This window comes from Paenibacillus sp. S-38 (assembly GCF_049942825.1).
In the GTDB taxonomy this organism is placed as follows: domain Bacteria; phylum Bacillota; class Bacilli; order Paenibacillales; family NBRC-103111; genus Paenibacillus_G.
Genome location: NZ_CP187970.1, coordinates 4763072 through 4774699, shown reverse-complemented (window position 1 = coordinate 4774699; position 11628 = coordinate 4763072). Strand labels below are relative to the sequence as shown.

Annotated in this window: 11 protein-coding genes; 8 read left to right on the top strand and 3 right to left on the bottom strand. The window is 57.1% G+C overall.

Annotated features, from left to right (window positions below; genetic code table 11):
• Window positions 1–33: 33 nt before the first annotated feature.
• Both ACP26L_RS21190 and ACP26L_RS21185 read right to left on the bottom strand, forming a co-directional pair.
• The gene (locus ACP26L_RS21190) at window positions 34–255 is read right to left on the bottom strand and encodes a small, acid-soluble spore protein, alpha/beta type (protein WP_426446123.1); all 222 of its coding nucleotides are present in this window, start codon (window positions 253–255) and stop codon (window positions 34–36) included.
• 109 nt (window positions 256–364) lie between these two features.
• Entirely contained in the window at window positions 365–916 is a 552-nt protein-coding gene (locus ACP26L_RS21185) for an RsfA family transcriptional regulator (protein WP_426446122.1), read from the bottom strand.
• 185 nt (window positions 917–1101) lie between these two features.
• Here ACP26L_RS21185 and ACP26L_RS21180 point away from each other — a divergent pair, with 185 nt between their 5' ends.
• Together ACP26L_RS21180 and ACP26L_RS21175 are read left to right on the top strand one after the other, a co-directional pair.
• Window positions 1102–1368 carry a hypothetical protein gene (locus ACP26L_RS21180; protein ID WP_426446120.1) on the top strand — a complete coding sequence of 89 codons (267 nt, stop codon included), beginning with the start codon at window positions 1102–1104 and terminating at the stop codon, window positions 1366–1368.
• A 72-nt stretch (window positions 1369–1440) separates the two neighbouring features.
• Window positions 1441–1785 (top strand): hypothetical protein, encoded by a 345-nt coding sequence (locus tag ACP26L_RS21175; protein WP_426446119.1) that lies wholly within the window; start codon window positions 1441–1443, stop codon window positions 1783–1785.
• 206 nt (window positions 1786–1991) lie between these two features.
• On the opposite strand, the gene ACP26L_RS21170 is transcribed toward ACP26L_RS21175, so the two are convergent.
• Window positions 1992–2978, bottom strand: coding sequence for a hypothetical protein (locus ACP26L_RS21170; RefSeq protein WP_426446118.1), 987 nt, complete (start codon window positions 2976–2978; stop codon window positions 1992–1994).
• A 388-nt stretch (window positions 2979–3366) separates the two neighbouring features.
• Between ACP26L_RS21170 and ACP26L_RS21165 the strand changes: the two genes are divergently transcribed.
• From ACP26L_RS21165 to ACP26L_RS21140, 6 genes are all read left to right on the top strand, one after another.
• Window positions 3367–3636, top strand: coding sequence for a hypothetical protein (locus tag ACP26L_RS21165; protein WP_426446116.1), 270 nt, complete (start codon window positions 3367–3369; stop codon window positions 3634–3636).
• Window positions 3566–3883 (top strand): hypothetical protein, encoded by a 318-nt coding sequence (locus ACP26L_RS21160; RefSeq protein ID WP_426446115.1) that lies wholly within the window; start codon window positions 3566–3568, stop codon window positions 3881–3883. Before ACP26L_RS21165 ends, ACP26L_RS21160 begins: the two co-directional genes overlap by 71 nt.
• Window positions 3884–3956: 73 nt before the next feature.
• Window positions 3957–5789 carry a UbiD family decarboxylase gene (locus tag ACP26L_RS21155; RefSeq protein WP_426446113.1) on the top strand — a complete coding sequence of 611 codons (1833 nt, stop codon included), beginning with the start codon at window positions 3957–3959 and terminating at the stop codon, window positions 5787–5789.
• 137 nt (window positions 5790–5926) lie between these two features.
• Window positions 5927–7081 carry a glycosyl hydrolase family 8 gene (locus ACP26L_RS21150; protein ID WP_426446111.1) on the top strand — a complete coding sequence of 385 codons (1155 nt, stop codon included), beginning with the start codon at window positions 5927–5929 and terminating at the stop codon, window positions 7079–7081.
• Between the two features lie 150 nt (window positions 7082–7231).
• Window positions 7232–8401, top strand: a complete 1170-nt coding sequence (locus tag ACP26L_RS21145; protein WP_426446109.1) for a serine hydrolase domain-containing protein — start codon at window positions 7232–7234, stop codon at window positions 8399–8401.
• 269 nt (window positions 8402–8670) lie between these two features.
• A complete protein-coding gene (locus tag ACP26L_RS21140; protein WP_426446107.1) occupies window positions 8671–11232 on the top strand; it encodes a LamG-like jellyroll fold domain-containing protein in 2562 nt (853 codons plus the stop codon).
• Window positions 11233–11628: the final 396 nt, after the last annotated feature.

The following is an 11628-nucleotide window of genomic DNA, read 5'->3' as shown; positions in this document are numbered from 1 at the left end:
ATAGTGAACGGGCTGAAGGCGAAGATCCGTCAATTAACGGAACGAGCGGCCGCTCAGCTGCTGCTCGGCAATCTGCACGAGACGGCGTGTAATGTGACCCCCGATCGCGCCCGTATCACGGGTTGCCATGTAGCCGTAGTAACCGTCCTGCGGGATTTGGATTCCTAATTCTTGTGCGACCTCATACTTCAGCTGATCCAATGCTTGTTGAGCTTGCTGAACAACCAAGGTGTTGCTGCTTCTTCTGTTAGCCATGATCATCATCCTTTCGTTGAGGTGTAAAGCTAGTATGTCATCGTCTTTGATATCGTATTCATGCGAATCTTACTTTTCTTTGAAAAAGATCCACATGAGTTACAGAGCTTTAAGAGATCTGCGACTGCTCAAAATTGTCGGTAAGCAGGCCGGATAAGCGGGCTCTATCAAGCAGCTTCAGCATTTTTTTGAAATCCTCGCTCAAAGACGAATCCGAGGAGCTGATGCTGCCTGTGAGCAGCAGCTGTTCTTCCAGCTCGTGAATGCGGCGGTTCTTGGCCTCCAGCTCCTCCTCCAGGTGCTTCACCCGCACGGCCAGCTCCTCCGACCTGACGAGACTGCCTCGAATCTGGTCGATGACCGTGTCGGCGCGCTCCAGGCTCCAGCCCCCTGCCATCGACCGTTCCAGCCGGATCGGCCGCGGATGCTTGGCCTGCTTCATCGCTTTACGGTCGAGCTTGGCCTTCTTGATCGCAGCCAGGCAGCTGTGCCGGACGACGGCATTCCAGCGGAAGCCGCAGGCGGCAGCCGTCCGGGCGAGCTTCTCTCCTACTTCCTCGAAGGCGGCGAGCTGCGTACTTCCGCAGCGGATATGCTCCAGGATGACCTCGGCGAGGAGACGGTCCTCTTGAGGCTTCCAACAATCCTTGCGTTCATTCATGTTAACACCCCATGTCGAAAGTATATTTACATGTATGTCCATTTTCTATAGGGGAATATACCGTTCCAGCTCTGTTCTTCTTAGGACTCTGCCGATCTAGTGGAGCAGAGGCGCGGCTTTGAAACATTCTGCCGGTCAGACTCGTATTATCGGTTAGAATAGTTGAGGTCAGGGGGAATGGGCATATGAACAGGGAAGAATTCGGAGCCGATGAGCTTCAGGGGGTCAGCGAGGAGAAGCGGGAAGAGAAGCAGGAGGAGAACTTTGCGGATGAGCTGCTCCATGTGGTCGGTGAAGCTCTGGTGTCGGGCGGCGATCTTCTGGTATCGGCTGCCACAGAGGTCGTGAATGCCGCGGGTACGGCGGCCGAGTCGGTCGGCGAGGCGGCAGAGAAAGCCCTGGACACGGTAGGCGAAGCCATCGGGGAGCTGATCGGCGGCATCTTCAGCTGAGACATGCCGAGAATGATGTCGAGCCCAATTTTTCCTCTTGTGCCGTAATCCTGTAGTCAAAAAATCAACTCAGTGAACGGAACACCGACGACAGCGCAGAACAGCACCCCTTATCCATCCTCGCCGCAGCCGAAAGGACGTCCGCCACATCCCGGATTCTGGGATTACGTCCATCCGACGGAAAGGCCGATGACGGTAAAGGACTGGGTGGTGACGCAGTTTATTCTGGCTCTGCCTGTCATCAATCTCATCATGCTGCTCGTGTGGGTCTTCGGCAAAACGTCGAATGTGAACCGGAAAAATTACTGCAGGGCGTCTCTTTGGCTGTTCCTGTTCTTCATGGTGCTCTATCTGCTTGGGACGATTGGAGTCATCTTGTATGCGAGATGGTCCCCTTCGGGGATCCGCTTCTCCTGATTGCCTCATGCCTAGTAAGATGGATGCAACAAAAATGGGTAAGGCTCATCAAACGAGACGGTGCTCCGCTGCAGAAGGATACGTAGGCGCAGCCGCATGGAACAGCCGGGACTTTGGGTCCCGGCTGTTTGTTTTTTTGCCGCTGCAGGAGTATTCGCTGATACTGGCATGTTTTAGAAAGGCGGCCACCATTGTGTTGGTGAAGATTATCGGCTCGGCGGTAGAAGGTACGGCTGAAGCAGCTGCGAGATCTCATCGAATAACGCGGAGATCTCCTCGTCCGAAGCCGAGGAAGCATCATAGCTTTGCAGTTCCTCCTCTAGTGCAGGAAGTGGATGGTCTCCGGTGCGGTTCTCATCATTTCCCGCAGACTCCTCCTCGGCGGGAGGCTCCAACTCCTGGAGGAGTTCAGTGAGCTCCGTCAAAATGCTTTTCTTCTGGTCGGCGGTCAGCTCGGGCGGGCTGCTTCCGGTGCTGCCTTCCAAGGGCTCCGAAGACGCCGGGCCGCTCTGCTGTCCCCAAGCGAAAGGCGGTGCAATCCCGCCCAGGCCTCTGAGCATCGAGGGGATGCCGCTGCTGTCCGCCGGCGCAGGCAGAGGTCGGTCTCTTTCGGGCTGCGGCGGACGGGATTCGGCGATTATCCCCATGATCTCCTCGAACGCCTCGCCTATCTCTTCATCCGTCGCTTTGGAGAGGTCCAATCCGCCCAGCTCTTCCTGCAGTGACGCCAGGGGGGAACCGGCACCCGCTGCGGTTGTGTTCTTTTCTGCGAGTGCCGAAGCCAAGGCGTCAAGCCTGCTCTGTATCTCGGCTAGCATGGACCGCTGCTCCTCCACTGTGAGCCCGGTATCGGCATATGTATTTTCGGTTTCCGCCTGCTGTGCACCGGCCATCATCCATGGCGGCGGTGCCATGCGCTTCATGGTGATTTGAAGCTTTTGCTCCGATGTCAGCTCCGTCGATTCTGCACTGTAGGTGCCGGTGGACACAGGCGTACGGTTCACGTACCCGGCCAAGTAGTCGGACATCTCGGCGCTGAGTTCCAGGGAATCAACCTGCTTGACCGGCCCATCTGCGGCTCCGTCAACCGATCCCTGGTGCCGGCGGTGGTGATGCTGTCCCTCGATGGGCTGGGTTTGATCGCTCGAAGCCGTGGTTGTGGAATAAGTGCTGCGGTAAATGGACATGGACATGGTCAGTTCTCCTCTCGAGTTCAAAACCTGGTGGATGATTCCACTGAAGTCTTCATCGGGAGCGAAGCTGAACGCAAGCTGAATGCCGGCTGAAAGTACGCTGAATGTTTTGGGGAAGGGTCAAATGGGGCGGAAGGTAAGAGAGGCTTTTCGCCTCGAAAGCGATCTAGTATGATGGAAGTGGCTCTAGGGGCTTTGAGGCATGCCAATCTTTCCCAAGAAAGCAGAATCTCCTGGGGAGGCAATGATCAGCTGTTCAGTCTGATTGCCGAGAGTACCGGACTTCCCTCTTTGCCGCCGGGTACAGCTCCCGGAGAAGAGTAGAACAGATGGAAACCGGCAGTTCTGAACCTAACTTTAATGTGCAGTAGAGAAAGAGGTATAATGGATGAGTGAATTCAGTGGAAGCTATCATTTGAGAACGAACGACCGGGAGGCAGCGGTTTCACTGCTTCAGAATTCCGAGAATCACGGTTTTATTTTTCCGGAAGGAAACGGCTGGGTAAGCTTCGTAGTGACCGGACCGCCTTTTGACATTAACGACGAAGTGATCAACTGGAATCCTGGCATTCTATTGCATTACATTTATGCGGAAGACCAAGGGGGGGGAGCTCAAAATCTGGAGCAAGGACGAGCTGGTGTTCGATTATCAATGTGACTGGACCGATGAACTTCGCATTGAAAAACACAGATTCGATCCTTATCTCTTGCGGGAGCTGGTTATAGAACAAGGGAACTCCGCTGAGGATATGGAAGCCGTATTTGAACTCAAGCAGCATTATGTCAAATTCGGTAACGAGCCGCCTCCCTATGTTCTGGCGCAGAGGCTTGGCCTGACGCATTACGAATGGATTTCCTCAGATTACGTCGACGGAGAGCGTTATCCGGAAGCCAGAGAGGTGTAAGCATCATGTTTATATAAGATCCACCCCCAGCACGCATACATACCATACTTCTTTGTTAGGAGCTAGTTCACCTATGTACCGGAACCTGGAAGAATGCATCATCGATTTGGAACAAAACGGCCACCTGGTGCGGATCAAGGAGGAAGTCGACCCTTATCTGGAGATGGCCGCGATTCACCTGAAAGTCTATGAAGCGGGCGGCCCCGCGCTGCTGTTCGAGAAGGTCAAAGGCTCGAAGTTCCGCGCGGTTTCGAACCTCTTTGGGACGATAGAGCGCAGCCAGTTTATTTTCCGCGATACATGGGAGGCGGCGAAAAATATCGTCGCTCTGCGCAGCGACCCGATGCAGGCTTTGAAGCATCCGCTGAAGCATACCGGCACAGGACTGGCAGCGCTGAAGGCATTGCCGATGAAGACCTCGGGAGGCACGGCCGCTCTGCAGGAAATCCGCATCTCGGATCTGCCGCTGATCCAGCACTGGCCGATGGACGGCGGCGCGTTCATCACGCTGCCCCAGGTGTACTCGGAGGACCCGGACAAGCCGGGGATCATGAACTCGAACCTGGGCATGTACCGCGTCCAGCTCAGCGGCAATGAGTATGTGATGGACCGGGAGATCGGTTTGCACTATCAGATTCACCGCGGGATCGGTGTGCACCAGGCGAAGGCGGTCAAGAAGGGCCGGCCGCTTAAGGTCAGCATCTTCGTCGGCGGACCGCCGGCGCATACGCTGTCAGCCGTCATGCCGCTGCCGGAGGGCCTCAGCGAGATGACCTTCGCCGGGCTGCTGGCCGGCCGGCGGTTCCGCTACAGCTACGTTGACGGCTACTGCATCAGCAGCGATGCCGATTTTGTCATCACCGGCGAGATCTATCCGGGTGAGACGAAGCCGGAGGGGCCGTTCGGCGACCATCTCGGCTATTACAGCCTGACGCATGAATTTCCGCTGATGAAGATCCACAAGGTCTATGCGAAGCCGAATGCGGTTTGGCCGTTCACGGTCGTCGGCCGCCCGCCGCAGGAGGATACGTCCTTCGGCGAGCTCATCCATGAGCTGACAGGCGACGCGATCTCGCAGGAGATCCCCGGCGTCAAGGAAGTCCATGCCGTGGACGCGGCCGGCGTGCATCCGCTTCTGTTCGCCATCGGGAGCGAGCGCTACACGCCTTACCAGCAGGTGAAGCAGCCTACTGAGCTGCTGACGCTCGCGAACCGGATTCTCGGGACAGGACAGCTCAGCCTGGCGAAATATTTGTTCATTACCGCCGAAGACGAGCAGCCGCTCGATACGCACAAGGAAGCGGAGTTTCTCGCATACATCCTCGAACGCATCGACCTGCGGCGGGACCTGCATTTTTATACGAATACGACCATCGATACGCTGGACTACTCCGGGACGGGGCTGAACTACGGCAGCAAGGTGGTCATCGCCGCCTACGGGGACAAGAAGCGGGAGCTGTGCAGGGAGGTGCCGGAGTCGCTTCGGGAGCTGCGCGAGTTCGGGCATCCCGAGCTCGTGATGCCGGGCGTCGTCGCCCTGCAGGGGCCGGCGTTCCGCAGCTACGAGGACGCCGGACGGCAGCTTGAGGAGTTGGCGGCCGAACTGGCCGGGAAGGGAGTGCCGGACACGTGCCCGATGATTATCCTGTGTGATGACAGCTCCTTCCTGAGTGCGGACCTCAGCAACTTTCTGTGGGTCACCTTCACGCGGAGCAATCCGTCGCATGATATCTACGGTGTGAACAGCGAGGTGCGGTACAAGCACTGGGGCTGCGACAGTCTGATCATCGACGCGCGGACGAAACCGCACCAGGCGCCGCCGCTCGTTCCCGACCCGGATGTCGAGAAGAACATCGGTCGCTTCTTTGCCCCGGGAAGGAGTCTCTCCGGAGTAAAGCTGCGGTAAGCATCATTTTGGACTCTTCAGGACCTTTAGTTTGTTAAGGATAAGCTATAGTTTGTGCTCTACCTGCATGACCCCCCGCTTGCTAAGATGACTCTTGAAGTGCCTTCAACCTTTCAGGAGAGAGTGAGCTGACGGAGATGACCCTACAGCAGGCAAGCAGAGGAGCGTTCTATACCGGAGAGTACCGCAATGTGTTCAGGGAGTACGGCTATGCGGAAGAGGAGATCACAGGCCGTGTCCATCAGGCATGGCTGGACATCTTCTTCGGGGATGAGCACACCCGGATTTATTTCGAGGCAGGCGAAGATGAAGGGTATATGCTCGATACGGGCAATCTTGACGTCCGGACGGAAGGCATGTCCTACGGCATGATGATGGCGGTGCAGCTGGACGAGAAGGAAGTCTTCGACCGGCTCTGGAAATGGGCCAAAACGCATATGTACATGACCGAAGGCCTGCATGCCGGCTATTTCGCCTGGTCTTGTAACACCGACGGGTCGAAGCGGGCCTATGGTCCGGCGCCGGACGGGGAAGAGTTCTTCGCGATGGCGCTGTTCTTCGCTTCGCACCGCTGGGGCGACGGGCCGGAGCCGTTCAACTACAGCGTGCAGGCGCGGGAGCTGCTGCATACGTGTCTGCACCGCGGCGAAGATGGGCAAGGGTATCCGATGTGGAACCCGGACAACAAGCTGATCAAGTTCATCCCGGAGTGCGAGTATTCCGACCCGTCGTACCATCTGCCGCACTTCTACGAGCTGTTCGCCCTGTGGGCGAATGAGGAGGACCGGGCCTTCTGGAAGGAAGCGGCCGCGGCCAGCCGGCAGTACCTGCACATCGCCCTGCACCCGGTTACCGGGCTGGCACCGGAGTATGCCCACTATGACGGGACCCCCAACGATGAGCGGGGCTACGGCCATTTCTTCAGCGATTCGTACCGGGTGGCGGCGAACATCGGGCTCGATTACGAATGGTTTCGGGCGGATGAGTGGCAGGCGGGCGCGGCGGAGCGGATTCAGGCGTTCTTCGTGGACAAATCCCCGGAGGACTACCGGAGGTATACGATCGCAGGCGTTCCGTTCGAGGAGAAATCCCTGCACCCGGTCGGTCTGATCGCGACCAATGCCATGGCTTCGCTCGCAGCGGCAGGACCAGAGGCTCGGGGGATGGTCGAGCTGTTCTGGAACACACCCGTGCGCACCGGAGAACGCCGGTATTACGACAATTGTCTGTATCTGTTCAGCCTGCTCGCGCTAAGCGGACGGTACCGGATATGGGCTCCCACAGCAGAGTGAACTCCCGGCGCGGGCCGCGTCTGCCCCCTGCCCTCGAGGCAGGGGCTTCTTTTTTCTCAGGAAGGCACCTTCAGGAAAAGGAAAAAGCCTCCCGGGCAGCGAAGCTTTGTTAAGGAAACATACAAAGATATCCAGTAGGAGGGACAGCCTATGAAACGAATGAACCGTCTGACCGAACTGATGCAGGGCTTCGTGGAAAAGGGGCCAGCCGGATGTGCCTGCTCCGTATCCAAAGATGGGGAGCTGCTCTACCAGGACTATGTCGGCTATGCGAACCTGGAGAGCCGGCAGCCCATTACGGAGGACACGGTATACCGGATTTTCTCGATGACGAAGGTCGTCACCTGCGCGGCAGCCCTGATCCTGTATGAGCGGGGCCGCTTCCTGCTGAACGATCCGCTGCATGAATACTTGCCTGAGTTCAAAGACCCGCAGGTGCTGCAGACCGATTCGGCCGGAGCCCTGTCGACCGTGCCTGCACAGCAGCCGATCAGGGTCAAAGACCTGTTCGCGATGACCTCCGGCTTGACTTACGGAGGGGAGCGGACGGAGACCGAACGCCGGGTGAGCCGGTGGCTGGAGGAGCAGCGCAGGGGAGAAGACGGAACTGCCAAGCTCGACGCCCGTTCACTGTCCAGGGGTCTGGCGGCGATTCCGCTCGCCTTCGAACCCGGTACCCGCTGGCAGTACGGCTTCAGCCACGACGTGCTGGGGGCGCTGATCGAGGTGCTCTCCGGCCGGACGCTGGGACAGTTCATGCAGGAAGAGATCTTTAGGCCGCTGGGCATGAAGGATACGTCCTTTAAGCTCACGGCCGAGACGCAGGGAAGATTGTGTACCCATTACAACCGGGCGGAGGACGGTACGCTCACCCCCAGCACGCAGTTTGATGACCCGTACCAGCCGGACAGCCGCTTCGAGAGCGGCGGGGCGGGCCTGCTGTCGACGATCGGGGACTACTCGAAGTTCGCCCAGATGCTTGCGCTGGGCGGCGAAGGGAATGGGGAGCGGATCTTAAGCCCCGGCACGGTCCGCCTGATGGCGGCCAACCAGCTCAGCCCGGTGCAGCTGCAGGATTACAACTGGTCTTACTTGGCGGGCTTCGGATACGGGCTCGGCGTAAGAACCCTGATGGATCCCGCGGCAGCAGGCAGCAACGCCTCGATCGGCGAATTCGGATGGAGCGGGCTTGCAGGCACCTGGGTGATGATCGATCCGAAGGAAAAGCTGTCCGCGGTGTACATGCAGCAGATGCTGCCGAACTTCGAAGCGGTGCACCAGCCGCGGCTGCGGAATGTAATCTATGGAGCGCTGCAGTAAGGCAGACAGACGAACGGTCTTCTCCCGTAAAGGGAGGGGGCCATTTTTTATTTTATAAAAATGATTAGCATAAACATGAAACTTGCGCTTGATCTCTCATTTTATTTATATTATCATTAACTTGTTTACAAAATAGTGAATGATTTTGGTATCTGTAAGCGGTTAAGGAACAGGAGTACAACGTACATAGGGGGAATGCGGTAGAGAATGAAACGATCTGTATTTAAAGCGTTTACATTACCGTTGACCAAAAGAGAGGAGATCTAGGAATGACGACAAGATTGCTTAAGCGCATGAGCCTCGGAATGGTAGCGCTGACACTGCTGGCACCCGGTACGGTGCTCGGCCAGAGTACAGCGGAATCTTCCGGGCAGAACGGGAACAAGCCGGGCCGGGATGTACAGGGGACACCGCCGGCGTTCCAGAATGTTTCGGTACACGACCCGTCCGTAGTGAAGGATGGCGATACGTTCTATGTCTTCGGATCCCACATTGAGGCGGCCAAATCCAAGGACCTGCAGAGCTGGACGCGTTTCACGAACGGCTATACGACACCGAACAATGTGATTTTCGGCGACCTGTCCAAAAATCTGGCCGGTTCGTTCGCCTGGGCCGGCGAGAATGACTCCGACAGCAAGGGCGGCTTCTCCGTATGGGCACCCGATGTGTTCTGGAATCCGAACTACGCCAACAGCGACGGAACCAAGGGTGCGTACATGATGTACTACTGCACCTCTTCCACCTGGAAGCGCTCCGCGATCGGGTACGCGGTATCCCAGAAGATTGAAGGACCTTACACTTATGTGGATACCATCATGTATTCCGGTTTTACCAGCAATGATGCCTATGATAACAACAGCAAGATCAACACCAAGTACACGAACACCAACATTCAGACGCTGATCAACAACGGGACGCTGAGCGGACCGAACGAGAAATGGTTCAAATCGAGCGGCGAGTATAACACGAACGAAGAGGGCGGCTTCCCGAATGCGATCGACCCGGCGCTGTTCCACGACAAGGACGGCAAGCTGTGGATGTCCTACGGCTCCTGGTCCGGCGGGATCTTCCTGCTGGAGATCGACAAGGCGACGGGCAAAGCGATCTATCCGGGCAAAGACGGCAAGACGGCCGGCAGCAACCCGATCGACCGGTACTTCGGAGTAAAGATTGCAGGCGGCTTCGGCAAATCCGGTGAAGGCCCCTACATCGTGTATAACAAAAACAACGGCTATTATTACTTGTATATGACGTACGGATGGCTTGGAGCGGACGGCGGCTACAACATGCGCCAGTTCAGATCCAAGAGCCCTGAGGGCCCCTATGTGGATGCGGACGGACAGAATGCCGTGCTGCCGGGCGAAGTCGATCATTCTCCGATCGGCAACAAGCTCATCAGCAACTTCCTGTTCGAGCGCAAGGTAGGGGACCCGGGTACGGGCATCGGCTTCGGGTATGTATCGCCGGGCCACAACTCGGTCTACTTCGATGCAAAGACCGGGCAGCAGTTCCTCGTGTTCCACTCCCGCTTCCCGCAGACCGGAGAAGCGCATGAGCTCCGCGTCCACCCGATGTTCATGAACAAGGACGGCTGGCCGGTGGTGGCTCCTTACCGCTATACGGGCGAGACCCTGGAGAAGCTGAACCGCCAGGATCTCATCGGCGAGTACAAGTTCATCAACCATGGACAAACCTACTCCGGCAGCATCACCAAATCGTCCTTCATCAAGCTGAACAAGGACAACACGATTTCGGGCGACGTAAAGGGCACATGGAACAAAACGGGCCACAACGAGGCGGAGCTCAAAATCGATGGAGATACCTATAAAGGCGTGTTCGTACGCCAGTGGGATCCGACTTCCCAGCGCTATGTGAATACCTTCACCGCCTTGTCTTCGAACGGTGTGTCGGTGTGGGGCAGCCAGCTGCAGGACAAGACGGACAAACAGCTGGTCGACGATGTGTATAACGATCTCCTGCTCGGTGATACGGGCAAAGTGATCTCCAATCTGACGCTGCCGACGGAAGGTACGCGCCACACAAAGATCGCTTGGAAGACATCCAATCCGGCTGTCATTACGGAAACCGGTGAAGTCACACGACCTGAGGATGGCTCGGCGGCCGGGAAAGCCACACTGACGGCAACGATCACCAAGGGCGGCACTACGAAAACGAAGACGTTTGATATTACGGTGCTGCCTTACCAGGATGCCGATCTTAAGGCCCACTACTCCTTCGAGGACGGTCTGAAGGATGCGACCGGCGGATTCGCAGCGGGCACGGTTACAGGCAACCGGATTGATAACACGAACGGCAGCATTACGTTTGCGGAAGGCAAAGCCGGCCAGGCGGCCGTGTTCAACGGCGCTTCGGGCGTACGCCTGCCTAGCGGCCTGATCTCTGGCAACCAATACTCTGTGTCGCTGTGGCTAAAGCCGGAGCAGCTGACATCGTTCACGACCACGTTCTTCGGCGCGAAAGATACGAACAACTGGGTGTCTCTCGTACCGAGCGGTCCGGCAGCCAACAACACGATGGTATGGTCCGGCAGCGGAACATGGTACGATGCGCCGGCAGGGATGACGATCCCCACAGGGGAGTGGACGCATGTGGCCTTCTCCGTGGATAACGGTACGATCATCGTCTACGTGAATGGGGAGGCGAAGTTCACAGGTTCGAACTTCCCGAATATCTTCACGACAGCGGATGCCAGCTTCAGCCTCGGCGTCAACTGGTGGGATACGCCGTTCAAGGGACTGATGGACGATGTGCGCGTGTATCAAGGCGCGCTGTCTCCGAAGCAGCTGGCCGATCTGGCACAGGGCAAGTAAGGGTTCGTAAGCTGTGAGATGAGATGCACCTCTTGGCAGCGTGGAGAGGAGCCTTTGGGCTCCCCGGCACCGCCAGGGGGTGTTTTTTATCTTGTTAGGGAACAGAATGGGCTGCTACGGCGGTCCGTTCTTTTTTTATTTGGAGCGATCTGAAATTTCGTACTCTTGATCTGAAAAATGGAACCTATCCCAGATGTAGGGAATCGATTATTTTTAGAAAAGATGAAGACAAGTCATGACGGTCCCAGGAGGGAAGGAATACGGAAGTGGACAGGACGGCTGATCACAATCGATTCACAGGAGCTCCGATGCGCCTAACAAAGGCGTATGCTATCGGACCCGTCAGGAATGGGCCCATGTCCGCTGGCAGGGCAAATCTGGAGGCTCCCGCTTGGT